20 protein-coding genes are annotated in these 26,979 nt (G+C 34.1%); 13 read left to right on the forward strand and 7 right to left on the reverse strand.

The window, feature by feature from the left end:
- The 7 genes from COJ46_RS10380 to COJ46_RS10415 form a co-directional block, all read left to right on the forward strand.
- A partial coding sequence (locus tag COJ46_RS10380; protein ID WP_176527938.1) for a DNA translocase FtsK occupies positions 1–2,243 on the forward strand: 2,243 nt, incomplete at its 5' end.
- 98 nt (positions 2,244–2,341) lie between these two features.
- Positions 2,342–3,457, forward strand: coding sequence for a nicotinate phosphoribosyltransferase (locus COJ46_RS10385; RefSeq protein WP_098565902.1), 1,116 nt, complete (start codon positions 2,342–2,344; stop codon positions 3,455–3,457).
- Between the two features lie 302 nt (positions 3,458–3,759).
- Complete coding sequence (gene murC, locus COJ46_RS10390) at positions 3,760–5,052, forward strand: UDP-N-acetylmuramate--L-alanine ligase (protein ID WP_097979199.1); 1,293 nt, start codon at positions 3,760–3,762, stop codon at positions 5,050–5,052.
- 149 nt (positions 5,053–5,201) lie between these two features.
- On the forward strand, positions 5,202–6,347 hold the full coding sequence (gene solA, locus COJ46_RS10395) for an N-methyl-L-tryptophan oxidase (RefSeq protein WP_098565903.1): 1,146 nt from the start codon (positions 5,202–5,204) through the stop codon (positions 6,345–6,347).
- Positions 6,348–6,939: 592 nt separating this feature from the next.
- Positions 6,940–8,307, forward strand: coding sequence for an MFS transporter (locus tag COJ46_RS10405; protein WP_286145504.1), 1,368 nt, complete (start codon positions 6,940–6,942; stop codon positions 8,305–8,307).
- A 31-nt stretch (positions 8,308–8,338) separates the two neighbouring features.
- On the forward strand, positions 8,339–9,898 hold the full coding sequence (hutH, locus tag COJ46_RS10410; RefSeq protein ID WP_097979196.1) for a histidine ammonia-lyase: 1,560 nt from the start codon (positions 8,339–8,341) through the stop codon (positions 9,896–9,898).
- Positions 9,899–10,023: 125 nt separating this feature from the next.
- Entirely contained in the window at positions 10,024–11,235 is a 1,212-nt protein-coding gene (locus tag COJ46_RS10415; RefSeq protein ID WP_098565905.1) for a helix-turn-helix domain-containing protein, read from the forward strand.
- A 56-nt stretch (positions 11,236–11,291) separates the two neighbouring features.
- Here COJ46_RS10415 and COJ46_RS10420 read toward each other — a convergent pair whose 3' ends face one another.
- Positions 11,292–12,065: an SDR family NAD(P)-dependent oxidoreductase gene (locus COJ46_RS10420; protein WP_098565906.1), complete on the reverse strand. Its 774-nt coding sequence runs from the start codon at positions 12,063–12,065 to the stop codon at positions 11,292–11,294.
- Positions 12,066–12,194: 129 nt separating this feature from the next.
- Here COJ46_RS10420 and COJ46_RS10425 point away from each other — a divergent pair, with 129 nt between their 5' ends.
- Complete coding sequence (locus COJ46_RS10425; protein ID WP_097979193.1) at positions 12,195–12,569, forward strand: MerR family transcriptional regulator; 375 nt, start codon at positions 12,195–12,197, stop codon at positions 12,567–12,569.
- 37 nt (positions 12,570–12,606) lie between these two features.
- Here COJ46_RS10425 and COJ46_RS24990 read toward each other — a convergent pair whose 3' ends face one another.
- The 3 genes from COJ46_RS24990 to COJ46_RS10440 form a co-directional block, all read right to left on the reverse strand.
- Positions 12,607–13,098 carry a WGxxGxxG family protein gene (locus COJ46_RS24990; RefSeq protein ID WP_097979192.1) on the reverse strand — a complete coding sequence of 164 codons (492 nt, stop codon included), beginning with the start codon at positions 13,096–13,098 and terminating at the stop codon, positions 12,607–12,609.
- A gap of 72 nt (positions 13,099–13,170) precedes the next feature.
- A complete protein-coding gene (locus tag COJ46_RS10435) occupies positions 13,171–13,929 on the reverse strand; it encodes a cytochrome c oxidase assembly protein (protein ID WP_176522687.1) in 759 nt (252 codons plus the stop codon).
- A complete protein-coding gene (locus COJ46_RS10440; protein ID WP_097979190.1) occupies positions 13,919–14,389 on the reverse strand; it encodes a DUF2243 domain-containing protein in 471 nt (156 codons plus the stop codon). Before COJ46_RS10440 ends, COJ46_RS10435 begins: the two co-directional genes overlap by 11 nt.
- Before the next feature lie 153 nt (positions 14,390–14,542).
- On the opposite strand from COJ46_RS10440, the gene COJ46_RS10445 reads away from it, so the two are divergent.
- Positions 14,543–15,778, forward strand: a complete 1,236-nt coding sequence (locus COJ46_RS10445; protein ID WP_141437851.1) for an MFS transporter — start codon at positions 14,543–14,545, stop codon at positions 15,776–15,778.
- A gap of 192 nt (positions 15,779–15,970) precedes the next feature.
- Here the strand turns inward: COJ46_RS10445 and COJ46_RS10450 are convergent, their stop codons facing one another.
- Positions 15,971–16,825, reverse strand: a complete 855-nt coding sequence (locus COJ46_RS10450) for an MBL fold metallo-hydrolase (RefSeq protein WP_286133690.1) — start codon at positions 16,823–16,825, stop codon at positions 15,971–15,973.
- Between the two features lie 148 nt (positions 16,826–16,973).
- On the opposite strand from COJ46_RS10450, the gene ku reads away from it, so the two are divergent.
- Genes ku through ligD (COJ46_RS10465) form a run of 3 tightly spaced genes read left to right on the forward strand, consistent with a single transcriptional unit; the run spans position 16,974 to position 20,025 of the window.
- Positions 16,974–17,810 (forward strand): non-homologous end joining protein Ku, encoded by an 837-nt coding sequence (gene ku, locus COJ46_RS10455; RefSeq protein ID WP_098565907.1) that lies wholly within the window; start codon positions 16,974–16,976, stop codon positions 17,808–17,810.
- A 13-nt stretch (positions 17,811–17,823) separates the two neighbouring features.
- The gene (gene ligD / locus COJ46_RS10460) at positions 17,824–18,768 is read left to right on the forward strand and encodes a non-homologous end-joining DNA ligase (protein ID WP_097979187.1); all 945 of its coding nucleotides are present in this window, start codon (positions 17,824–17,826) and stop codon (positions 18,766–18,768) included.
- 12 nt (positions 18,769–18,780) lie between these two features.
- Positions 18,781–20,025, forward strand: a complete 1,245-nt coding sequence (gene ligD / locus COJ46_RS10465) for a DNA ligase D (RefSeq protein WP_098565908.1) — start codon at positions 18,781–18,783, stop codon at positions 20,023–20,025.
- A gap of 39 nt (positions 20,026–20,064) precedes the next feature.
- On the opposite strand, the gene COJ46_RS10470 is transcribed toward ligD (COJ46_RS10465), so the two are convergent.
- Positions 20,065–21,738 carry a ribonuclease J gene (locus COJ46_RS10470; RefSeq protein WP_141540897.1) on the reverse strand — a complete coding sequence of 558 codons (1,674 nt, stop codon included), beginning with the start codon at positions 21,736–21,738 and terminating at the stop codon, positions 20,065–20,067.
- 150 nt (positions 21,739–21,888) lie between these two features.
- Entirely contained in the window at positions 21,889–22,095 is a 207-nt protein-coding gene (locus COJ46_RS10475) for a hypothetical protein (RefSeq protein WP_069034689.1), read from the reverse strand.
- 454 nt (positions 22,096–22,549) lie between these two features.
- Here COJ46_RS10475 and COJ46_RS10480 point away from each other — a divergent pair, with 454 nt between their 5' ends.
- Positions 22,550–26,839: a S8 family serine peptidase gene (locus COJ46_RS10480; RefSeq protein ID WP_098565909.1), complete on the forward strand. Its 4,290-nt coding sequence runs from the start codon at positions 22,550–22,552 to the stop codon at positions 26,837–26,839.
- The last annotated feature ends 140 nt before the right edge of the window (positions 26,840–26,979 follow it).

A 26,979-nucleotide genomic window follows, 5' to 3' on the forward strand; every position in this document is an offset into this window, starting at 1 on the left:
ATGAAGTTGTACAGGATGATATGCATCAAATTGAAACAGTAGTAGATGTGAAAGATGAAGTACAACTCGAAACCCTTAAAATCGAAGTAGAGGCTGAAGTTGAGATTGAAGAAGCACAGCCTGATGTATCTATTCATGAGTCGAATGATCATAAAGTTGATACTTTGGTCCAATTTGATGAAAACGGAGACAAAGGAATTGATCTCGTTCAAAATAATGAAGAGAATGATATTAAGTCGGAATTAACAGACGAGTCAGATGTGAATCTAAAAGAGATTAAGGAAGAAGCGGTACAGCATGAAAATTCAATTGTAGAAGCAAAAGTAGAAGAAACCGTTGAAATAAATCAACATGCTGTTACCAATTCAAATGAACAGATAAAGACTGAAAATGAAGTTAATAAAGAAGAAGCTGAACCTAAACCAATCGAGAAACGTCAGAAAAAACGCCATTTTCCTTTTAATGTAATGATGCTTCGAAGTGATGTAGAGGCTTCAAGAAAAGCAAATATAATGAGACAACTTCGTGAATTACAAAATGAATCTGCTGCAACAGTAGAAAAGGTATATGAAGAAGTTGAGATAAAACAAAATGAACAGTTGATCGAGAATGCTAGTTTATCTGAACAAAGTGAAATTTTATCTTCAGAGAAAGTTCAGCCAAGTGAAATAATTGCTGATCCAATCACACATGACAAGACTCCTGAAGGGATTCAAGATCAGAAGGTTGTTGAACCTGAAGAAAGTAAAACAGAAACGAATTTAACTATGGAGACTAAAAATCAGATTGATCAAACTAATGAACCTGAAAGTTTAGTTGAACAACCACCAGTACTTTATGAATTACCAGAATTAGATTTATTAGTTGAACCCCCAATTGAACAATTTAATGATGGGGATTGGGTTGAAGATCAAAAGCAACTACTACAAGAAACATTACATAATTTTAATGTAGGAGCTAAAGTAATTGCTGCAACTCAAGGTCCAACAGTAACTCGTTTCGAAGTACAGCCTGATCCTGGCGTGAAAGTAAATAAAATAACGAACTTACAAGACGATATTAAATTGAGCTTAGCTGCTAGAGATATTCGTATTGAAGCTCCGATTCCTGGTCGAAGTGCAATAGGCATAGAAGTACCAAATAAAGAAAGTAAGCCTGTTTACTTAAGAGAATTAGTTAGCCAGGATAAATTTTTGCAAAGTGAATCACCTTTGACTGTTGCTCTTGGTCTTGATATAGGTGGAGAGCCTGTCTATGCAGATATTTCAAAAATGCCACACGGCTTAATTGCCGGGGCAACAGGATCTGGTAAGAGTGTGTGTATTAATTCAATTTTAGTTAGCATTTTATATAAAGCGAAGCCTCATGAAGTGAAATTAATTTTAATCGATCCTAAGATGGTTGAGCTGGCACCGTATAATCATATTCCACATCTTATTTCGCCAGTTATTACTGACGCTAGAGCCGCGACTGCTGCTTTAAAGTGGGCATGTGAAGAGATGGATCGACGTTATGATTTATTTGCTCATGCTGGAGCAAGAGATATTAAGCGATTCAATGATTTAGCGAAGAAAAAAGGTGCTTATAATGATGAGTTACCTTACTTAGTCATTATTATTGATGAATTAGCGGATTTAATGATGGTATCTCCAGGGGATGTAGAAACTTATATTTGTCGTATTGCCCAAAAAGCAAGAGCATGCGGAATCCATTTATTAGTTGCAACACAAAGACCTTCAGTTGATGTCATTACAGGTATTATTAAATCAAATATACCGACGCGTATCGCGTTTACAGTATCTTCACAAGTAGATTCTAGAACAATTATTGATATTGGCGGAGCTGAAAAGTTACTTGGACGAGGAGATATGTTATTCTTAGATAATGGAAAATCTCAAGCAATTCGATTACAAGGCGTTTATGTTTCGGATGATGAAATCGAACATGTTGTAGAGATTGTTAAAGACCAACAAAAACCGAATTACTTATTTAACCAAGAGGAACTTGTAGCAAAAGCGGATGCACAGGATGTTGATGATGAACTGTTTGAAGAAGCAGTGGAGTTTGTCATTGATCAAAAAGGTGCTTCTGTTTCAATGTTACAAAGACGTTTTCGAATTGGATACAACCGTGCAGCTAGATTAATTGACCTAATGTTTGATCACGGGATTGTATCGAATCAAAATGGAAGTAAACCTCGGGATGTTCTGATTACATCATTAGAGGAGATTCGTTCTGAGTGATATATTAGAAATTCGATAAAAATTAAGTAACGAATGTTAAAGTTATTTTAACCCATACTAGAAAAAAAAGAACGATACTTTTCAGCAGGTGAAGATTCATGGAAAAAGAATTAGATTTAAAATTACAAGGTAAAATAAGCCGATTAACGAACCGAACATTTAAATTTGATGAGAGAATCGGAGAAGGCTGGTTTTCAGCTGTATATTTTTTAAAAACTAGAGAAATCATTCGAAAAAAGAAGCCAGATACTGAAGTAACAATGCAATTTTTCCAAAGAGAAAGCGCAGTATTATGTGGAACGGATGAAGCAATTGCGATTTTACAAACTTTTGCCGATCATCCAGAAAATCTTATTGTTCATTCATTAAAGGATGGAGATATGATTGAACCATTTGAAACTGTCTTAACAATTAAAGGTAAATATGCTGATTTTGGCTATTTAGAAGGAATTATTGATGGTATTTTAGCTAGACGTACTTCTGTTGCTACAAATGTATACAATGTAAAACATTCTGCAAAATCCGCAGGCATTAAAAAGCCTGTTATTTTCATGGGAGATCGTGATGATCATTTCACGACTCAAGCAGGTGACGGTTATGCTGCATTTATTGGTGGTGCAACTGCACAAGCAACTCATGCAATGAATGAGTGGTGGGGCAATGAAGGTATGGGTACAATGCCTCATGCACTAATTCAAATGTATAATGGTGATGTTGTGGAAGCTGCGCGTGCATATACAGAAGTTTATCCACAAGATGATTTAATTGTCTTAGTAGATTATAATAATGATGTCATAAACGACGCTTTAAAGGTTGCACGAGAATACGGTAGCAAATTAAAGGCTGTACGTGTAGATACATCGAAAACAATGATTGATCAGTATTTTATTGGTAATCCAGAATTATTAGGAAGTTTTGACCCTAGGGGTGTAAATCCTCCTTTAATTTTTGCTTTACGAAATGCACTAGATCAAGAAGGGTATCAGCATGTGCAAATTGTAGTAAGCGGTGGATTTACTGTAGAAAGAATCTTAGCTTTTGAGAAGCAAGGTGTACCAGTAGATTTATATGGTGTAGGCGGAAGTTTATTAAAAGTTAATATAGGCTTTACAGGTGATAATGTCGAGTTAAATGGTGTGCAACAAGCGAAAGTTGGAAGAAAGCTTCGTGAAAATCCTCGATTAGAAAAAGTAGAAATGAGCCCTAGACGATAAAGGGACAAAAAAATCAATTTAAGATTGATAGTATTTTAATATAAGCAGATGACTTAAAGTATTTACTTTTCCATCTATTTCCTCATAGTGGGATTTAAAATAAATAGTCCTATGGGAGTTTAAGTGATATAATACTAATTGCGTAAAAATTTAAGTTAGTTATCATTAAAAAAATAACTAGACTCGGCAAAGTAACAATGCATCAAATTTATAAAATATTGATGCCATTTCTTTTATTCACACATATACTGTCTAAGAGATAGGCCGTTGTATTAGTGATCGATTTTGGAGGTTCTTTTAATATGACAGTTTACCATTTTGTAGGGATTAAAGGTACTGGAATGAGTGCTTTGGCACAAATTTTACATGATTCTGGTTTGACCGTTCAGGGATCAGATTATGAAAAGCACTTTTTCACTGAAAATGAATTACGAAAAAAAAATATTACGATTTTACCATTTGATAAAGCAAATATTAAAGAAGGCCAATTCGTTATAGCGGGTAATGCATTTCCTGATACTCATGAAGAAATTGCAGCTGCTATTGAAAAAGGAATTCCGATGGCACGCTATCATAAATTCCTAGGGGAATATATGAATAAATTTACTAGCGTTGCAATTACTGGAGCACATGGTAAAACCTCTACGACAGGTTTATTAGCCCATGTAGTTTCTGGTGCGCGTCCAACTTCTTTTCTAATTGGAGATGGTACTGGGAAAGGTGAAAAAGACAGCGAGTATTTCGTGTTTGAAGCTTGTGAATACCGTCGTCATTTTCTTTCATACTTTCCAGACTATTGCATCATGACTAATATTGATTTTGATCATCCGGATTATTATAAGAGTGTAGATGATGTATTCGATGCTTTCCAACAAATGGCTGATCAAGTAAAGAAAGGTATTATTGCATGTGGAGATGACGAACATCTTCAACGAATTTATGCAAAAGTACCTGTAATGTATTATGGATTTAACGAGGACAATGATTTCCAAGCTCGTAATATCGAAAAACATACAAATGGTACAACATTTGATGTATTCGTCCGTAATACGTATTACGCTACTTTTGATATTACTGGATATGGTGATCATAGTATTTTAAATGCTTTAGCGGTAATTGCGCTTTGCCATTATGAAGAAATCGATGTTAATATTATTAAAGCTAGATTATTAACATACGGTGGCGTAAAGCGTCGTTTCAGTGAAAAACGCTTCGGAGATCAAATGTTAATTGATGATTATGCTCATCATCCAACCGAGATCCAAGCGACGATTCAAGCAGCACGTCAAAAATATCCTGACCGTGAAATTGTAGCAGTGTTCCAACCGCATACATTTACACGAACAAGTAAATTTTTAGATGAATTTGCTGGTACATTAGAAAAAGCAGATAAAGTTTACTTATGTGATATTTTTGGTTCTGCACGAGAAGATAAAGGTACTTTAACAATTGAAGACCTTTCTTGTAAAATTGCAGGTGCTGAACTATTGACTGATGACAATATCAGCAATTTACAAAACCATAAAAATAGCGTATTAATTTTTATGGGTGCTGGTGATATTCAAAAATACCAAGCAGCATACGAAAAACTATAAAAACTATTGAACCCGTTTATGAATGATCATAAACGGGTTTTTTGTTATTTTGAAAAAGCTTGTTTTACAAAAAATGCTTATATAAGAAGGTAAATTGTAAAGACAAAAAGAATATGTCATACGAATGAACAGGGTAAGGAGTGAAATGATTGAATAATCACTATGATGTAATTATTGTTGGAGCGGGCTCTATGGGAATGGCAGCAGGATATTATTTATCAAAAGGAAATCAGAAAATATTATTAATAGATTCTTTTGATCCACCACATAGCTTTGGTAGCCATCACGGCGATACTAGAATCATTCGTCATGCATATGGAGAAAGTAGAGAATACGTACCTTTAGCATTACGCGCACAAAAATTATGGGATGAGTTAGAACAATTGTCTGGAAAACAATTATTCTCGAGAACAGGCGTTTTATGTGCTGGTGCGCCTGGCTCGACTTTTACGAATGAAGTAATAAATAGTGCAAAAGAATTTTCGTTGCCGCTTGAAATAATGGATAGTAATGAGATCAATGCAAGATGGCCCGGTTTACGTTTACCGAAAGGATTTATAGGTTGTTTAGAAACGTCTTCCGGCATTCTTTTTAGCGAAGAATGTGTTCGGGCGTATAAAGAACTATATATCGAGAAAGGAAATAGTCTTCAAACAAACTCACCTGTTGTGGATATTGAGGTAGGTACTAATAAGACGCAAGTGCGTACAGAGAATGCTGTTTACACAGCGGATAAACTTGTAGTATGTGCAGGCGCATGGTCTGGCAAAATTCTTGAAAAGACAGGTATTCATATACCTGTAAAACCTACGCGTAAAACTGTTGCTTGGTTTGCATGTGATCATCAACTATATGATTCTAGTTCGCTACCAGCTTTTACGATTGATCTTATTGATCGACATTATTACGGCTTTCCAAGTATTCATAATAGCGGACTAAAAATTGGTCGACATGATGGAGGGCAAATTGTAGACCCTGAACAATTTAATCGAGAATTTGGAGAGTTTATTGAAGATGAAACGGATTTGAGAAATTTCTTAAGTGAATATATGCCACTTGCAAATGGGAGATTAGTAAAAGGGAAAACATGCTTATATACAATGACTCCAGACGAACACTTCATTATTGACCAACATCCAGATTACAATAATTTAATCATTGCCACAGGTTTCTCAGGCCATGGCTTTAAGTTTGCAAGCGTTGTAGGCGAGATTATTGCTGACCTAGTAACAAATCAGAAAACTGCTTTTGATTTGAGTATGTTTTCATTAAACCGATTTTTAAACTGTAAATAAAAATGCTGAAACTGCAAATAAATCAGGCAAATCTACAAATAAAAAAGTCAAATCTGCAAATAAAATTGTGAAAACTGCAAATAAGTCAACCGAATCATGTAGAAACGCTGTGAATGGATCAAAAAATAAATGGAATAACAGTAAAACAGATTGAGTTAAGGTCAAATCAAATGAAAATTGATAAAAACTATAAAAAGTCTTCTAAATTAATCTTAAAATAATGATTCGCAAATATTCACCTAAGTTCAACGTTAATACGAAGTTCACCTTGTGTTCGTCTTTCTCGATGTTGAGTATGTTAGAGTGATTATCATCGATTTCTAAGAGATAACCAATAAGCTATCTCTTTTTTTTAACTTATCTTCATCATACTCATCATTCCGTCATCCCCTACACTTAATATTTCAGCAATATTGTGCTAGTAATCCGAAACTTTATCTAGAGATAATTTAAGGAGTAATAATTATAATTTATTAAAAATACTGAAAATTTTGGAAGCGCTTTAGAAACGGTTAAGTAAGTAGTTATTTGATGATTACTTACTATTTTTTACAATTTTTATATCTGAAAAGTAAAAAAAGGGGGTATTCTTTTGAAGGAAAAAAAATTTATGATGGATGATGCACCGCTTAATAAATTCCATATTCGTATTACTGGACTTACTTTTGGATCGAATTTTTCGGATGGCTATGCTTTAGGAATTATCGGTATGGCACTTTCGCTACTAGGTCCTCAAATGAAATTAAATTCTGTATGGGAAGGATTAATCGGTAGTTCCGCATTAATCGGACTTTTTTTCGGTAGTTTGTTTCTTGGCGGATTATCAGATCGCATTGGTAGGCAGAAAATCTATTTAGCAAACTTTGTTATTATTACAATCGCATCTGCTTTACAGTTTTTTGTTCACGATCCATATACGCTTTTTGCATTAAGGATTTTAATCGGTGTTGCACTAGGAGGAGATTATGCAGTAGGCTCTACTTTACTTGCGGAGTTTGCACCTAGAAAGTATAGAGGTATGTTATTATCATCATTAAACGTTTTATGGACAGTTGGATATGTAGCTTCAAATCTAGTTGGTTATTATTTAGAAAAAACGGGGCCAGATGCATGGCGTTGGATGTTAGTGAGTGCAGCAATTCCTGGTCTAGTGGTCTTGCTTTTACGTTTCGGAACACCAGAGTCTCCACGTTGGTTATTAAAGATGGGCCGTGTTGAAGAAGCACGTGCTATTGTAAGAAAGTATATTGGTGAAAATGCTGTAATGGATGAATCAGTCGATGCTAATTCTAAACATGCATACAAGGTTACTGATTTATTCAATAAGCAGCTTTGGAAACGTACTACATTCGGATCACTTTTTTATATGTGTCAGGTAGTTCCATATTTCGCAATCTATACATTCCTACCAACTATTTTAAGTAAATTGGGATTTGAAGAAACATTTGGTGTAGACATGGTTCTAAACCTGTTCCTTCTGGTAGGGGCGTTAGCTGGTGTATGGTGTACTGAAAAGTTAACTCGTAGAGGGTTTACAATTAATACATTTATTATTTTAACGATTTCATTATTCGCATTAACAGTCTTACCTCAAGGTCTGCATACAATTGCAATTATTGTGTTTGCAATCTTTACATTTGTCATGTCAGCAGCTTCTAATTTAACATTAGTGTATCCTGCTGAACTATTTCCTACCGAGATACGTGGAACTGGAGTTGGATTGACAACAGCAGTTAGCCGAATTGGCTCAGCTGTTGGTACATTCCTTTTACCGATAAGTGTTAGTTCAATGGGGATGGCACCTTCTATGATCGGAATGTCTATTATTTTATTCATTGGTACAATTGTTTCGATCGCTTGGGCTCCTGAAACAAAATCGCTTTCATTAAATGAAGCTAGTAATCCATTACTTGAAGGTGATCAGCCTGAACCAACTAAACAATCAGTATCAAGTCATTAAACTTAAGATATTCAATGTAAGAGGTGTTTTGATGACAAAGAACGATTTTATTCATCCAAAAAATATAAAAGAGGTTATTCTTGGAGACCATGAGTTATCAATTAATGAAGTAATTGCTGTTGCAAGATATGGAGCAAAAGTATCATTTACAGAAAACTATTATCTTAGAATAAATAAGTCGCGTAATCTAATTGAAAAGTTTCTTGAAGAAGAACGAGCAGTTTATGGGGTAACTACTGGATTTGGAAGCAATGTAAGCGAAGTTATTTCAAAGGAAGATGCTCATACTCTTCAACGAAATATTGTTCGTTCTCATGCTGTTTCTGTAGGGGAACCACTTGAAAAAGAAGTGGTAAGAGCCATTCAATTAATGGTTTTAAATAATATAGGTCAAGGTTATTCAGGCGTTAGAATAGAAGTGTTAGAGTTAATAGCATCCATACTTAATCATGATATATTGCCGTTTGTACCTGGCGAGGGATCTGTAGCATATTTATCACCTGAGGCTCATATGGCGCTAGTGTTAATGGGAGAGGGAAAAGCTTGGTATAAGGATGAGTTATTAAGCGGCCACGAGGCGTTGGAACGGGCCGGTCTAAAACCAGTAACCTTCGAATGTAAAGAAGGACTTGCACTATTAAGCGGTACTACATCAGCCACAGCATTTGCTGTACTCTCGATATATAATGCTATTCAAGCTGTTAAAACAGCGGATATTACTGGTGCTATGTCACTAGAAGCATTGAAGGGAACGATAAAAGCTTTAGATCCCCGACTGCACTCGGTAAAAAAACATGTGGAACAAGCAAAGACAGCTCGAATCGTTTCAAAAATTCTAGATGGAAGTGAGATTGCGGAACAGTATAAAGACTATCGATTACAAGATGCACTTAGTCTTAGATGTATACCGCAAGTTCATGGGGCGGTTAAGAAGGTATTTAAAAATGCATTGGAAAATATTCATAATGAAATGATGTCTTCAAGTGATAATCCGATTATTTGGCCGGAGGAAGAAGACGGGCTTGCATTAATGGGTGGAAATTTTGATGCTTCCTATGTGGGAATTGATGCAGACACAATTTGTATAGGTATGGCAAACTTAGCGAAAATAACAGAACGTCGTATTGATCGATTAGTAAATTATCATGTAAGTGAGCTCCCTAGTTTTTTAGTTGTCAATCCTGGTTTAAATAGCGGCTATATGATTCCGCAATATACCGCAGCAGGATTACTCAATGAAATAAGGGTTCTGTCGCATCCAGCAACGATTGATAATACATCTACATGTGCAAATCAAGAGGATGTTGTTAGCTTTGCTTATTTCGCTGCTAGGAAAGCCTATCTGATTTCAAAAAAACTTGAACATATTTTAGCAATCGAATTAATGGTTGCCACTCAAGCACTAGAATTCCATGATACACTAAAACCGTCACCGGTAACGGCAAGTGTATATCAGTTAATTAGAAATCAAGTTCCAGCAGTTGAAGAGGATCGCTATTTTTATCGTGATATCGAAACAATTCGTAATCACATTCATGATGGAGATATTGTTGAACTTGTTGAAGAGAAAATAGGCGCTATGGAATTATGAAAATTGTAAGGGAGCAGTTATACTCTAAGAGTAGGACAGCTTCTTTTTTTATGGCTAATTCATTTTGATACTTACTACCAAACGTTCAACTAAGAAAAATCATAAGCTAAAAAGGAGAAATTAAGATGAATCGAGATGCTACTCAATCAGCTTTTTCAAATTTGTTACTTTCAGGTACGCTCGTCCATATAGGAAATTTTGATGAAGTTCAAAAAAGATGTGGCATTAATACTAATCCAAATATTGTAATGGTGATTTCGATTGATCGCTATCCTGATTTAGCAGAAGAAAACCCAAAGCAGTGGAAACAAGAAATTGGCCATGAACTTATCAATCAAATTGATCAGACGATCGGAGTTTCTTATTTATGGAACTGGGTAGAAGAAGGTGTGCTTGCTCTTCTAATTGAACTAGATGATGTAGATAGTGAAATCGAGTTCAATAAAAAGATTTATAGAATGGCAGAAGAAATTCAAAATTCATTGGATAGAGTTCAGATTTCAGTTTCAATTGGAATAGGTAAAAAATATAGTGATCCTTATTTGTTATATCACTCTTTTGAAGAGGCTAGAAAGTCAATGTCAGGTCGTTTTTTTCAAGGGAACAAACTGATCTTTCATAGTGATATTAAACTAGTGGAAGAAAATACACTAAGAGCATTATCAACCGAAGACCGTATTGAATTATTAGCACTTGTTCGAATTGGTGATGAAGAAGGTGTAGTCAAGCAATTAAAAAGTTTCCTTGATAAGGTAGCAAATGCATGCCGATTAAATGAAGACGTATTTAAGACTGAAGTAGTCGATTTAATTATGTTAATCTCTAGGGTTGTAGTTGAGTCAGGCGTGAATGCAACACTCATCATGTCAAAAAACGCTCAAATAATTCAAGAACTATATCATATTATTCGCTATGATAAATTCGAAAAAAAGGTTTGCGAATATGCTTACTGGTTAACGATTCAAATAGCCAATTCATTTATTAATCAGATGACTCCTGTTATTCGTAAAGCAACTAAGTATATTCAAGAAAATCATCAAACTAGTATAACACTAGAAGAAATCGCTCAATATTGTTGCGTAAGTAAATATCATTTCAGTCATCTATTCAAAAAAGAAATGGGTACTAGTGTGATCGATTTTTTAAATAGAATAAGAATTGAAAAATCAATGTTTTATTTAGAAATGACTGATTTAAGTATGCAGGAAATTGCTACACGAATTGGTTTTCAAGATTCAAATTATTTTAGTCGTATATTTAAAAAATACATTAAAAGTAGCCCTTCTGAATATAGGGCTACTAAATATCCACATTTAAATTTATTGTTAGAAAATTAAAATGTGGATGCAGAGTTTAAGGTTAAGGAGAAGGTTCTAAAAGACGCTTCTTACCCTTAATCCTGCCTTTCTAATCTTGTTGCATAAGGATAAAGTGAATCTAATAATTGGAATTCATAAGTAATTCCATCGACTTTTCCTACCATCTTTTCACTGTCATAAAGCTCCAACATGAAACCGGCCATTTCTTTTGCAGTATGATATTTTGGCAGAACGCCTTCGAATTTGATGTTTTCTTCTAAATCATAGGATACTTTTGCAAATTCTGTTTCAGTTGCAGCAGGTGCTAATACTTTAGCTTGCATTTTTGCACCTTTTTCTTTTAATTCATGAGCTAGCCCTTCTGTAAAGGCACTTACATAGAATTTAGTCGCACAATATGTGATGGCATTGCCAATAATTGTATACCCTCCACCAGATGACACATTGATAACTTGTGTACCTTCGACTGTTGAATAATCGCGTACGTATAGTGAAGTTAAAATCGTTAAAGCTTCAATATTCAAGTTAAGCATACTTTCAATTTTTTCTAAATTTTGTTCACCAACAGAAGCGAAATTACCAAAACCTGCATTATTAATCCAAGTTTCAATCTCATATTCTTTAAGTTCTTCATATAAATTATAAGCATTTTTAACAACAGATAAATCAGCTGTTTTTATAATCACATCAAGATCTGAATTCAATTTACCGATTTCTGATTTTAATTTTTCAAGTTCTTCCGTTCTACGAGCAACGATGATTAGGTTCTTTCCACGTGCGGCAAACGCAAGAGCTGATTCATAACCAATTCCTGAACTAGCACCTGTAATGACAGTATATTTTTTCATCTAAATTCCTCCCAATAATTTGGTTTATACTAAAATTAAATTAATTGTGTATCAGTTACGGATTCATTATACTGGTTAGAGTAAACTCTAAGTCAAACTTTTTATTTTTCACTCAAACTGGAGGTACTTATGTATTCAATTGGTGAAGTCGCTCAAATGTTAGGAATAAGCACACATACATTACGTTATTATGAAAAAGAACAGATCATTCTTCCAGATCGAAATGCAAATGGTGAGAGGCTGTATTCTGAATCACACATTCAGTGGTTAAGATTTGTCCTTAAGCTAAAAGAAACGCAAATGCCAGTTAATAAGATTAAAGAGTATGCACATTTATATACAGAAGGTGAGCACACTTCTTTGGCTAGGTTGGATTTATTAGTTGAACATAAACAGTCCATTGAACATCAGCTTAAAACATTAGAAGAAACGAATAAAATGTTAGAGCAAAAAATCAATTTTTATAAAGAGGTAATTCATAATAAAAACATAGTCCATAAATAAAACCTTATTGGAGAAAGCCCCAATAAGGTTATTATTTTTATTCAACTCTTTCTTTTTTTCGAAGACCAGCAAATCCTAATAATCCAAGAAGTCCAAGCCATCCATAATTGAAATGATTATTATCGTTATTGTCAGTTGTATTTAATGTGTTAGTAACAGGTGTAGGCGTAACACTTACATTTCGTCGATAATAATTCCCATCATTATTTACTGGATTATTTACTCCATTGTTATTGTTATTTAACATGTCATTTGTTGTATTTTTTATATTATTTTTAGTATTATAATACCCTTCTTTAACCGTGTTTTTTGTATCATAATACCCTTCTTTAACTGTATTTTTCGTGTCATTTACAACGTGGTTTGGATCATTAAAAGTATTGTTAAAATCTCTTTTGATATGTTTACCATTATGATCATAGCTTGGTTCTAATTGTGTAGCGTCAGGTCCAGTTGAAGCAGCGTGAACATTGGCTGAAATGATAAATGATAATGAAACTGTGCATAATGTAAGACAAATTTTATTCATCTTTAACCCTCCTTCTTTATGCAGTAATATTTTGTGCATCTTTAGAAGGAATATATGTGGGAAAAAAGTCCATTAAATAATTGCGCTAGTTTTATTCGAATTTGCTGAATGATACCAGAAATAACAAAGCGTGGTAATCAATAACAAATCAACAAAGTCCCCTCCATAATACATTAAGACCGCACCATTTTGAACATCATTAAAACCGAAACGGTCTAATGGATTTGAAAAAAGAAACTTCGATAAAATATCATGACCTGCTAATGCGAGTATCATAATTGATGAGCGAAACAAAAAACTGAATTTATGAGAGAACGGTTCAATCGCAATGATTGAGATTGTAAATAAATATCCCGAAAAAAACAAATGAATATGTACAAAATTTAACCAAAAGGTACTCTCATGAATTAAGTTAAACACTGTGGAGGTATATAATACCCAAAGTCCTCCGATATTTAAAAGCATTGTTGTAATAGGATGAGTTAATAGTCGAACTGGAGCACTTCTTAAAATACGTGTCACACGCCTTGCATGTTGAGTTTTTAATGTTGTTAATAATAATGTAATCGGTCTAGATAAAGCGATAAAAAATGGAGCGAGCATACCTAGTAACAAATGCATAATCATATGGAAAACAAAAAGGTGATGGCTTAGTTTTGCAATTGGTCCAATAACCGAAACGAATATACAAACAAAACCAGTTACCCATAAGATACAGCGTAATTTTGGCCACGGCTTTTTTTTATGTTTTTTCGCAGCAACCAAATATCCAACAATAAAAAGTAAAATTAATAAAATAATGAGTAGATCAAACGAATAATTATCCCTCAAATTGACCACCTTTATTTCGAGTTTTAAAAATTAGAATACAACCGATCAATGTCATAATAGAAGCAGTAATATTCCAAGTTAAATCATAGGGCATAATATCGACGTTATATCTAATTTGATGAAGCTTCATCCATTTATGCTGAACTGTTCCATCATAAAGTTGAAACAAACCAGCTCCGAGTAAAACTCCGCCGATCCATCTTTTAATATAGATTGATTTTTTTCTTCTTAAATTCGCAAACATAAATAAGGAGCCAATCGTTGCGAACCAACTAAAGGCATGAAATAGACCATCAGAGATCAGTCCCAGGCTTGTTGTAGACTTATCGTAAAAATGATGCCAATGAAGAAGTTGATGGAAAACTGCTTCATCAAAAAATGCCACCAATCCAAGGCCAAATAAAATTCCAGACCATAAATTTAAATGAGAATAATTAGCTGAATTCTCTAGAGTAGTCATAAAGACTCCTCCTTTCAAAATGGTATATTTTTCATTTTGCCCCAATTTTATCTGGCAAATCGTAATTAGTAAAAATTACAATTCAACCAAAAACGTTACTTGGGAAATATAAAGATTGTGATTGTTTTTAGTTACACAAAACGCGGAGGTAATATGGATAAAAAACAAACGCGGAGTTTATGGGCGCTATCTACAGTACCTCTTGTAATGACTTTAGGTAATTCAATGTTGATTCCCGTACTTCCACAATTAGAACAACAATTAAATATATCTGGCCTTAAAGTTTCGATGATTATTACTGTTTATTCAGTTTTTGCAATCATTCTTATCCCTATCGCTGGTTATTTGTCGGATTTATTTGGAAGGAAAAAAGTAATCATTCCAAGTTTAATTATTGCGGGAATTGGAGGAGCCTTAGCCGGCTTTGTTTGTTGGAAATTAGAAAATCCTTACGCTTGGTTAATTGTTGGGAGAATCATTCAGGGGATTGGTTCTGCTGGGGCAATGCCTGTTGTTATTCCGTGTGTGGGAGATATGTTTAAGGATGAAAATGAAGTGAGTAAAGGATTAGGCTTAGTTGAGACATCGAATACTTTTGGAAAAGTACTAAGTCCAATACTTGGTTCAGTATTAGCAGCGGTTGTTTGGTATTTAACATTTTTATCAATACCGTTCCTTTGCTTAATTTCAATTATTTTAATATTAATTTTTGTAAAACCACCAAAACAACCTATGAGGTCAAAAAGAAAAGATAAAAGAAAGAAAAAGTTTAAAATGTTTATCAGATCAATTCGAAAAATATTTCGAAATAATGGCAAATGGCTTTATACGATATTTATACTAGGTGCCATTATCATGTTCATATTATTTGGTATGCTTTTTTATTTATCAAAAATATTAGAAAAACGCTATCACATAATTGGCATATGGAAAGGATGTGTGTTAGCGATCCCACTCGCTGCTTTATCCTACACATCTTATAAGACAGGTAAAAAAATTGGAAATCAAAAAGGTGCAATGAAAAAATGCATTGTGATCGGATTTATCTTAATAAGTATTTCTTTTATCCTGCCGATAATCAATAAAGATATATATATGATTATCACGAGTTTATTGATTAGTGGGATTGGAATCGGAATGTCTTTACCAAGCTTAGATGCATTAATAACAGAGGGGATTGAGAAGGAACAAAGAGGGACTATTACTTCTCTTTATAGTTCTTTACGGTTTGTGGGGGTAGCAGCGGGACCTCCAGTTTTTGCCTATTTGATGAGTAAACCAGATAATTATATGTTGTATTTTTCCATAATTTTAGGAGTTCTTGGTCTTATATTGTCAATTAAATATATTAAGCCTAACGAAGATTCAGAAACCGCTAAATCCACTTAAAACAAATCTAGAAATGGCGGAGACTTAGACATAACCGAAACTACAAAATGTTTTCCAGTTCCAGAATTTCCTAATATGCCGAATGAACATAGCCCAGGTTTATATGATTTAAATATTAAATTTAAAAACTCCTTACAAATGTAGGGAGTTTTAATTTTACCTATATATTTGCTGACTAAGTAACGCTATTTTTTAAACATATCGTCCATAATCAGGTTTGGCGATTGTGTTGAAGTTTTTAACTAAGTAGTCTAATTTCTCATTTAAATCGTTTTCTAGCAATGGAAAGCCGTGACCTGTTATTGCTCTTTTAGGGTGTAAAGCCTGCAGTTTTTTTACAGAATTCAATGCTGCCTCCCAATCTGTCGTCAAATATCTAGGTGGACCATTTATTTCTCTTTGTTGAGTTAGAACGGAATAAATAGAGTCCTGTTTAACATTAACAAAGGCGTCTCCCGCAATCAATAATTGATCATCATGTCTAAAAAGTGAAATATGTCCAGGTGAATGACCCGGTGTGTGGATCCATTGCCAATTTGGCATTTCAGGTACAGAACCATCTGCAGGAAGAACATGGATATATTCTCCATAGTTAATTCCTTCGTTTGGGAACAATGGCGATAACTTTGCTATTAATCCACCTTCAACAGTGCCATCTGGTTCTGGGTAATTTTTTTCTCCTGTTAAATATGGTAACTCTTTTTCATGTGCATAAACAGGAATATTGAATTCTTTTATTAAGTCAAAGATTGCCCCGATATGATCAAAATGTCCATGAGTAAGGATGATTGCTTTTAATTTGTGTTTTTCACCGAATCGTTTTTTAGCTAACTCCATAATATTATCAAATGATTTTGGCATACCGGCATCAATTAATACCCACTCACTTGATAAATTAGGATTACCGTATAAGCAAAAATTCACAATTTGATTTGTTTCATAAAATAAATCATTCGCTAATTCCATCCCATTACCACTCGATATAGATGTAATAGGCATATAATGAAATTCCTTATTCATTTTTTGTAAATCATTTGAGTTATTCATACGATCCTCCATATAAGACTTATGTTGATTAACTTTTTTAGTCTTCTTTTCTAAGAGTTTTTTATTCTGATGGAGATAAAAAGCAAATTGAATTAAACCCATTCATTTAACAAAAGCTAATCATAAAAACAAAAAAGGTAGTGAATATATGCATACAGTTTGGAAAGGTACAATTAGCATGGGATTAGTTACAATCCCTGTAAAGTTGTTTTCAGCAGTTGAGGATAAGGATATAAAGTTTCGTCAATATCATAAGGATTGTAAAACACCGATCTCTTATAAAAAAGTGGCTAGTTGTGACGATGAAGTTACTCCCGAAGAAATTATTAAAGTATTTGAAACACCTAATGGTAGAGTTGTGGAAATTACAGAAGAGGAAATGAATAAATTAAAAGAAGAATTTGAATTAAAAACTGTATCAATCATTGATTTTGTCAAACTAGCAGAAATTGATCCAGTGTATTTTGATCGAACTTATTATATTGGTCCTGATTCTGGTGGAACAAAGGCATATGCTTTACTTTCGGAAATATTGAAGAAAAGTAAGAAAATCGGACTTGCAAAAATTACAATTCGTAGCAAACAGCATTTAGCTGCTATTCGTCCATATAAAAATGCGATTATTCTTGAAACATTACATTTTCCAGATGAGATTAGAGCAATTGAAAATCTGCCAGGTGGTGTTCCTGAAAAGGCTGGATTGGCGGAGCGTGAACTACAGGCTGGTATGATGCTAGTTGAACAATTAACGACAACGTTTAATCCAGAAAACTATACCGATACATATCGTACAGCTTTAGAGCAATTAATTTCGGAAAAAGTTAATAAAAATGATTATATCGCGACAGGGCAGGAGAAACCGGCAGAACAAAAAAATGTTGTTGATTTAATGTCTGCATTACAAGCGAGTATCGATCGAACAAAAGGACAAGCAACACCTCCGAAAAAGCCTAAAACTAAAGCGCCTAAAAAAGCAACGAGTTAAATAGGAGGTAGTAATGGAGCTAGATCCAATTTTTCCTTTTGAGCCTATTTCTTCAGATATTGTACCAAATGGTCCTGAATGGATTTCGCAAATAAAATGGGACGGTGTTAGAATCCTAACCTATTTTGATGGGAAAGAAGTTAAATTATTTAACCGGAAATTAAATGATCGTACAAATATTTTTCCAGAACTAACAAATATAAAATCCTATTCGAATGCTCAATCAATCATTTTAGACGGGGAGGTCATCGCTCTCGATCAAAATGGCAATCCATCGTTTCATGAGGTAATGCGAAGGGATGGAATTAGACGCATGGATCGGGTTGATTCCGCTATAGAAGCTGTCCCTATTTACTATATGATTTTTGATATTCTTTTTTACAATGGAAAATGGGTTACGCAATTATCTCTCCAAGAGAGACAAAATTTATTAGTAGAAGCAATCCAACCTAATAAGCAAATTCAGTTAGTTCCAAATAATACTGATGGAGTTGCCTTATTTGAAGTTGCGAAACAACATAATTTAGAAGGTATCGTATGTAAAAATTTAAATAGTAAATACTTGATCAATGGAAAGCACAATGCGTGGCAAAAAGTAAAAAATTATAAGGACGTTATTACTGTAATCGGTGGGGTAACGTATCGTTCAGGAATTGTTAATTCTATTTTAGTAGGACTTTATAACGAAAATAATCAACTCGTGTTTATAGGACATGTTGGAACAGGAAAATTAACGAAATCAGAATGGAAAGACCTTACTACAGTCATTAATACGATAAAAATAGAAAACAATCCATTTAGTAGCCAACCAAAAAGAATAAAGGAAATTCAATGGATTCAGCCATTGTTAACTGTTAAAGTTCAATTCATTGAATGGACGGAAGGTCATTCATTAAGACAACCAAGTATCCAAGCTTTTATCGAAAAAGATCCTAAAGAATGTACTCTTACAGATTAGGGGAAATAAGCGATGAATCATTACTTTTTTCAAAAACGGAATAAAATTTATACAGGCATTTTCTTTATTTTAGGTTTCAATATAAAAGAAGAATCCTTTTTAGTAGGACTTAAAAAAGAAAATGATATTTTGCAAATGGGGTCCTTCTCAAATGGACTTAGTGAGGAAGAGAAGAGAATTTTGATTAAAGCAATCGAAGCAAATAAAAAAAGCAAAAAAGGAAATATAAAATTTGTTGAGCCTGGAATCTGTATTGAACTTGAATTTCAAAGTATAGAAAACAACCAATTAACAAATGCAAAATTTATATCCTTTCAATTAAAGCATGCATGGAATGAATGTACTTGGGATGGCTTACTATTGAGTAATCTTAATTTGGAGGAAGAATTAACACTTACCAGTCCTGAAAAAGTAATATGGAAGGATCCATATATAAATAAAGAGAGCTTTGTTTCGTATTTAGCTCAAATATCCACTTTTATGCTTCCATTTCTAAAAAATCGTTTATTAACATCGATTCGTTTTCCAAATGGAATAGACGGTGAATCTTTTTTTCAAAAAAACTGTCCAGATTATGCTCCGGGTTTTATTAAAACCGAAGAACATGAGGGGAATAATTTTATTATTTGTAATGATGTATCAACATTGCTATGGTTAGGAAATCAATTAGCGATCGAATACCATATACCTTTTCAAACATATAAAGCCGATAACCCGATTGAAATCGTATTCGATTTAGATCCACCTAATGCAGATGCATTTCATTTAGCAATAAAAGCCGCATTGGAAATGAAATTAATCTTTGATTCTTTTCAAATAAAAAGCTACCCAAAAGTATCAGGAAGTAAAGGAATTCAAATTCATATTCCAATTAAAGAAAATTCTCTTACCTATGATGAAACAAGAATATTTACATCTTTTATTGCACATTATTTAATTGAAAAATTTCCAGATGATTTTACGATTGAAAGATTTAAAAAAAATCGAGGGAACCGTCTTTATATTGATTATGTACAGCACGCGAAAGGAAAAACCATTATTTGCCCATACTCCACAAGAGGAAAAGGAAAACCAACTGTTGCAACGCCTCTTTTTTGGGATGAGGTAAATGATCAATTAAAAATCGAAACTTTTACAATCCCGTTTGTACTAAAGCGGTTAGAAAATAGTTCTTGTCCAATGAATGGTTATTTTGATCAAGAAAACATTTCTTTAATTGACTTAATTTCAAAAATTAAAGAAAACGAATCAAAGTAAAAACTCCCTAATTATATTGTAAGGGAGTTTTTTTAAATTCTATATTTCAATGATTATTGGTAAAATCATCGGTTTTCTCTTTGTTTTCGTAAATAAAAATTGTCCAAGAGACCTTTTAATATTTTGCTTCATAACTCCCCATTGGAGTTTGTTTTCATCAAGTAATTCGTTTATGGATGATGTGACGATTTGATTTACTTCTTTCAATAAACTTTCTGAATCACGCGCATAGACAAATCCTCTTGAAATGGTATCAGGACCTGAGATAATTTTTCTTTCCATTTTATTAATGGTGATGACGATTACAACCATACCATCTTCAGCAAGTTGTTTTCGATCTCTAAGGACAATGTTACCGACATCTCCTATACCCATTCCATCAACATAAATATTTCCAGCTGGAATTCTTCGGCTTTGAATTGCTTCTGATTGTAGAATATCGACAACATCACCGTTTTTAATGATAAAAATATTATTTCGTTTGACACCAACAGATTCAGCAAGTGAACGATGATGGTGAAGCATTCTGTACTCACCATGAATTGGAATAAAATATTTTGGCTTCATTAATGTAAGCATAAGCTTAAGCTCCTCTTGATAAGCATGACCAGAAACATGCATTCCAGTCGAGCTTCCTGACCCATAAATGACATTTGCTCCGAGATTGTAAAAATTATCGATAATTTTAGAAACGCCGCGTTCATTACCAGGAATTGGTGATGCAGCTAAAATTACAGTATCACCAGGATAAATGTCAACTCCTCTAAAGCTGGAGCTAGCTAGTCGAGCAAGTGCTGCAAGGGGTTCACCTTGGCTACCTGTGCATAAAATTGTAATCGCTTCTGGTGCGAAATTATTAATTTCATCTTTATCAATCAACATACCTTCAGGGATTGATAAGTATCCTTGCTCCATCGCAACTTCGACAACATTTACCATGCTTCTCCCAAGTAGAGCTAACTTCCGATTAGTGATAATAGAGGCATCAACAATTTGTTGCACGCGATGGACATTAGAAGCAAATGTTGAAATGATGACTCTTTGTTTTGCCTTCATAAAAGCATCTACTATATGCTCTCCAACAATCCGTTCTGATGGTGTTGAACCTGGCCTTTCAGCGTTTGTGCTCTCTGATAAAAGTAGTAAAACTCCTTTACTACCTATTTCGGCCATTTTATGAATATCTGGGTATTGATTGTTAACAGGAGTTAAATCAAATTTAAAATCTCCAGTATGTACTACAGTTCCTTCCGGCGTTTCAAATACGATGCCTAAGCAATCAGGAATACTATGATTTGTTTTAAAAAATGAAATCGAAAAATGTTCAAATTTAATAACTGAATCAGAATCGATTAAAATTAGTTCAGTTTCTCCTAATAATCCATGCTCTTTTAATTTAAGCTCAATTAATCCAAGCGTTAATCTCGTTGCATAGACTGGAATATTCAATTGCTTCAAAAGATATGGGATTCCACCAATATGATCTTCATGACCGTGCGTAACAAATAAGCCTTTAATCTTTTCTTGATTTTCTTTTAGATACGTAATATCTGGAATGATTAAATCAACGCCTAATAAACTCTCGTCTGGAAACTTAGAACCGCAGTCTATTAGAATAATTTCTTTTAAGTATTGAATAGCATACATATTTTTTCCAATTTCATTAATTCCACCTAAGGCAAAGACCGATAGCATACTTTTTGTTGGACTCAAAATCGTATTCCTCCTAGTACATTGAAAAGTATAAACATTTCCTTTTAAGAAATTGCCATATATTTCTTAGTATGTACGTTTGCATTAAAATCATTCAATCGTGGGTTTGTATAAAAAAATGAGCCGGTATTAACCGAGCTCAATTTTGAATCACTCTTCGAAATAATTTTTAAATGGTTTTTTAGGTGTATGTGTTTCGTTACGATAATATGGATTATCCACAGTAGAATCTTTAGGATCCAAATTTGTTTTAATCACTAAAGACGGTCCCGTTGTACCATGTTCAGCAATAATCCGATCGTTTAATTCATTAAAATCAGGAAGTTTTTTATTCCCTGGTTGTAATGGTTCAGACATAAAACCACCTCCTGACAATAGGATGGTTTCTCTAAGGAAAATTATGTATTTGGATAAGAAAAAAGATGGGTCTTAAATAAGTATCAAATGAAGAAAATAAAAATTTATTTGTTGAGACACTTACTTCTAGGTTGGATGAAATTGAAAAAGAGACGAAAAGAAAACGGGTTGAAAAAAAAAGATTAGTTAAAATAAATGAAATAAGCCACAAACGCTTAATAATTTATCATTCGTGCTTTTTGTTTGAAGAACCATCTTCAATTTCTATTATCGTAAAGTTCATTTGTTATAAAAAAGGAAAGGATTGCAGATATTCATTCTGCTTTCTTGTCCTTTTTTTGTTAAAATGTTCGAATTATAAAAAAATGTAATTTGATAAAATTTATGAAATCTAAAATTCTGTCAAATCTCAATATAATGAGACTATCAAGAGAGAGAGGAAGATGGGGGAAAGATGAAAAAAATCAAAAAAAATGTTACAACTGTGGCACTTACAACAGGTCTTGTAGTTAGCGTATTTAATCCGATGTCGATTACACACAATGTTCATGCACAACCAGTTTCAAAAGTGGAGCAAGTTTTATCAGCTCTTACACCAGCTCAACGTGAGGCAATTAAACAATTAAAAGTTAGTGACAAAGAAGGACTTCAAGTATCTCCAGATTTAGATTTAACAAGTGATGCACAAACTTCAGTTATTGTTGAATTTAAGGACAAGCCTGCACAAACAGCGGTAATGGTAGCTGAGACAGCAGGTTCAAATCTTTCTGAATCAGATGCACAAGCAAAAGTAGATGCTTCACACGAAACGTTTGGTCAAGATCTAAAAACGATCTTCAGTAAAGAACTAAAAGAGAAGAAAAATCCATACAAAATTAAACGTTCATACAAAAAAGCATTTAATGGGGTTTCAATGACACTCCCTGCTAATAAAGTAAAATCATTACTTAAATCGAATGCCGTTCAAGCAGTATGGAGTGATTTACAAGTTCAGTTAGATGATCCAACTGTTAAAGAACAAACGTCTGGGCAACAAGGACCAACTCATAATATGGTAACTTTCCCTGGCGTTGAAAAACTTCATGAAGAAGGTTATACAGGTAAGGGCGTGAAAATTGGTATTCTTGATACGGGAATTGATTACAATCACCCGGATTTAAAAGGTGCATTTAAAGGCGGCTATGACTTCGTTGATAATGACAATGATCCAATGGAAACAACATATGCTGATTGGAAGAAATCTGGACTACCTGAAACAAGTGGTGGTGAAGCTTTTTATACTGAGCATGGAACACATGTAGCTGGGATTATTGCGGGACAAGGTAAAAATAATGCGGACTATGCGGTTACGGGTGTTGCCCCAGATGCTGACATTTATGCTTATCGTGTTTTAGGTCGATATGGATCTGGGCAAACTTCAGCAATTTTAGCTGGTATTGACAAAGCAGTATCAGAAGGTATGGATATCATCAGTATGTCACTTGGAGCAAACTACAATGATCCATTATATCCTACGGCAATCGCGGTAAATAATGCTGTACTTTCAGGTGTAACAGCGGTAGTTGCAGCAGGAAATTCTGGTAATAAAATGTATACATTAGGTTCTCCAGGAAATGCACCTTTAGCAATCACAGTTGGAGCAAGTGATACATCTGTTACGATTCCACAATTTTCAGCAATAGCTCATTTATCAACTGGTGATTCACCAACAAAACTGAAGCTAGCTGCCCAAGGAGATTCTGATAATATAGCGGATTTTCAAGGTCAAACAATGAAAGTGGTAAACGTAGGATCTGGTGCAGATACTGCTTATTATAAACGTGATGCGGATGGTGGTTATACGATACCGATTGATGTAAATGGAAAAATTGTTATCGCACAACGTGGTAACCTAGGCATAGCTGATATCGTCAATACAGCTAAAAAACACGGAGCAAAGGCGGTATTTTTAATCAATACGCCTGGAGATACATTACAAGATGTATTTTTAGGTAACACATACGGATATATTCCAACGTTTTTAATAAACAACCAACAAGGTACAGCTATAACAAGTAAACTACTTCTAACTGAAGCTATGAAAGGAAATTCGATTGACTTTACATTCGGTAATATGAGTCAAACTGTCACACAAGGTAATAAATTAGCAGACTTTAGTTCTCGTGGTCCATCACGTGTGCTATATGATATAAAACCAGAAGTAACAGCACCAGGTGTCTCTGTATTCTCAACAGTACCTGCATATATGCATAAGGACGATAATGGGAATGCATTAACAGATTTTCAAAATGCTTATGAGCGCTTATCTGGTACGTCGATGGCTACACCAAACGTTTCAGGCGTAGCGGCATTATTAAAGCAAGCTCATCCAGACATGACGCCAGCAGATATTAAGGCATCACTTATGAATACAGCAGATCCGTTAAATGATAAATATAGTGTATACGAAGTAGGGGCTGGTCTTGTAAATCCATACAAAGCCGTTCATGCACAAACGGAAATTCAAGTGAAAGACAAGACGAAGACATTTAGCGGTAGTGGTGATTCAGAAGGTACGATTACGCTTGCAAGTAAAGGAATCAAAACAATTAAAAACATTACTGGTGCATTAAGTTTTGGTGAACAATCTGTTGAAGGTAAGGATCTAACAGATCAACGATCAATGACGTTCTTTAATAAAAGCTCTGAAGATAAAACATTTGATGTAAAAGTTCAATTCCAGACATTGGATGGTCGGTTTACAAATGACTCTAGAGCAGACCAAGATGCAGCAGCTAATGGCGTTACATTAGATGTTAAATCAACAGTTAAAGTGAAACGTTACAGCAGTGCTAATATGGATGCTACGATCAAAGTTCCGAAAACTGCAAAACTTGGAACATATGAAGGGTATGTTGTCTATACAAATCAAAAAAATCCTAATGAAACATATAAAGTTCCATTTGCTATTCATACAGTAAAAGAAGGAATTGATTATGTTAAGGGAGCTCCAACTGCTTTTACCCTACCATATGAAGCAGGTAGCAATGCGACAAGATGGTCACTTGGAGTAAACTTTAAACTAAACTCCCATATGCGTAACTTTGATTTCTTCCTAGTAGATCCAAAAACAAACGAAGAGATCGGTTACCTTGGTTCAGCTGATGGAATGGGTGCGGATGAAAATATTGAATATTATTTCCAAGGTGTATTGAATAATGGTCAATATTATCCATTAACTGGAAATTCGGATAACCCAGTTGCATTTGATTATAAGGAAGTTGACCCTGGATTATGGAAAATTAGATTAGTAGGTACAAATGATAATGGTGAAACCTTCACAAGTGATGCACCTGTTTATTATGGTGAGAAAGAGCCAAAGGTTACGATGAACTATCAAGCAGGACAAATCGTTGAAACAGCTAATGCAACTGATAAAACTGTTACAGTAACAGGTGCTGCATTTGATAAAGATATAGCTGAAATGCAAGCTGCAGGAATTACTGCTTCACAAGGCGAGAATAAAATGTATTATTATAATCCAAATAATTCTGCTGAAATTAACATCCCAGTAGACCAGAATGGAAACTTCAATAGTTCAATACCATTGGCTACAGCTGGTCCAGTATCATTGCCAATTACACATTATGATTTCTATGACAGAAATAAATCAACTGTTGAAAATTATGGAAGTTTTAGAGACGTTTATTTTGTGAAAAAAGGCACTGCTTATTCTACAGCAGTTTCTGATAAACAGAGAATCAACATGGGAGATACAACAACAGTAACGTTCTCATCAAAAAATGTAGGAACTAAAGTGAAAAAAGCTGAATACTCATTCTTATATCCAGTCCAGTTCTTAGATACTGTAAGTGTTAAGCCGCATGGAACATATAGTGGAAAACTAGATGTTCAATATACAACTACTTCTTTTAACAATACTTACAATAAAATGACGATCACAGCAACAGCACTTGGTGACCTTGCGACTACAGGTATTACTGGAGATACTTCTTTAGTAGACTTGACATTTAAAGCAAAAGACCAATACTACAAAGGTCCAATGACATTTGAAGATCCAACTGGGTCATCTACTTTCTTTAATGCTATTTATACGAATGTGGATGATAGTAAGGTAACAACGCAGGGTATCCAACCTTATTTCTATATTACTCCTACTTATTCCCTAATGAGGAGTTCAGTTCAGCCAGAAGGATTAGTTACAGGTATTGGCACTGCAGGAGAAATTGTTGCGAAAAAGATTGACTATAACAAAGCCGGAACAAAAATTAGTGTAAAAGATTCTAATGGAAAAGAATATGGAGTATCTGATCCTCTAGGATATAGCTCAAGTGCTCCAAATGGCTTTACGACTAGATTACCGATCACAGATAAGCCATTTACATTATCAATTGACGTTCCAGGGCATTTCACATTCAAGAAAGATTTTACAGTTGGCTTAAAAGAAGACGGTAAGGTAACAGCGGGATCTAAACCAGTTGATTATGATTATATCCCTGGTGGAGATGTAAATAAAGATAATGTAATCGACGTGAAAGATGCTCTATACATCCAAACATATTGGGGCACAAATAAGCGTGACGCAGATATCAACTATGATGGTGTAGTAGATGAGCAAGATATGCAGTATGTAATCGATAACTACTCTATGCAAAACCCATGGAATGACAATGCACCAAAGGCAGTCAAGAAATATAAAGGTGAAACTTTAGATGATGTTTTAAAGGATCTTGGATTAGAGTAATAAAATATAAGTTTTCTATCCTTAGTCGGTGACGATCTAGTATCGTTACCGATTTTTTTGTTTATTCCTAAATAAAGTATCCTACTCCATATTGTATGGTTTTTTATAAAGAAACTAAGTTTTTAAAAGTAGGCACACAA

It is taken from the genome of Bacillus sp. AFS077874 (genome assembly GCF_002566505.1).
In the GTDB taxonomy this organism is placed as follows: Bacteria; Bacillota; Bacilli; order Bacillales; family Bacillaceae_G; genus Gottfriedia.

What these genes read in the sequence shown, in the direction of transcription:
- COJ46_RS10385 (WP_098565902.1), top strand. Translation starts at nt 2,342, where the DNA reads ATGGAAAAAGAATTAGATTTAAAATTACAAGGTAAAATAAGCCGATTA.
- murC (WP_097979199.1), top strand. Translation starts at nt 3,760, where the DNA reads ATGACAGTTTACCATTTTGTAGGGATTAAAGGTACTGGAATGAGTGCT.
- hutH (WP_097979196.1), top strand. Translation starts at nt 8,339, where the DNA reads ATGACAAAGAACGATTTTATTCATCCAAAAAATATAAAAGAGGTTATT.
- COJ46_RS10415 (WP_098565905.1), top strand. Translation starts at nt 10,024, where the DNA reads ATGAATCGAGATGCTACTCAATCAGCTTTTTCAAATTTGTTACTTTCA.
- COJ46_RS10420 (WP_098565906.1), bottom strand. Translation starts at nt 12,065, where the DNA reads ATGAAAAAATATACTGTCATTACAGGTGCTAGTTCAGGAATTGGTTAT.
- COJ46_RS10425 (WP_097979193.1), top strand. Translation starts at nt 12,195, where the DNA reads ATGTATTCAATTGGTGAAGTCGCTCAAATGTTAGGAATAAGCACACAT.
- COJ46_RS24990 (WP_097979192.1), bottom strand. Translation starts at nt 13,098, where the DNA reads ATGAATAAAATTTGTCTTACATTATGCACAGTTTCATTATCATTTATC.
- COJ46_RS10440 (WP_097979190.1), bottom strand. Translation starts at nt 14,389, where the DNA reads ATGACTACTCTAGAGAATTCAGCTAATTATTCTCATTTAAATTTATGG.
- COJ46_RS10445 (WP_141437851.1), top strand. Translation starts at nt 14,543, where the DNA reads ATGGATAAAAAACAAACGCGGAGTTTATGGGCGCTATCTACAGTACCT.
- COJ46_RS10450 (WP_286133690.1), bottom strand. Translation starts at nt 16,825, where the DNA reads ATGAATAACTCAAATGATTTACAAAAAATGAATAAGGAATTTCATTAT.
- ku (WP_098565907.1), top strand. Translation starts at nt 16,974, where the DNA reads ATGCATACAGTTTGGAAAGGTACAATTAGCATGGGATTAGTTACAATC.
- ligD (WP_097979187.1), top strand. Translation starts at nt 17,824, where the DNA reads ATGGAGCTAGATCCAATTTTTCCTTTTGAGCCTATTTCTTCAGATATT.
- ligD (WP_098565908.1), top strand. Translation starts at nt 18,781, where the DNA reads ATGAATCATTACTTTTTTCAAAAACGGAATAAAATTTATACAGGCATT.
- COJ46_RS10475 (WP_069034689.1), bottom strand. Translation starts at nt 22,095, where the DNA reads ATGTCTGAACCATTACAACCAGGGAATAAAAAACTTCCTGATTTTAAT.
- COJ46_RS10480 (WP_098565909.1), top strand. Translation starts at nt 22,550, where the DNA reads ATGAAAAAAATCAAAAAAAATGTTACAACTGTGGCACTTACAACAGGT.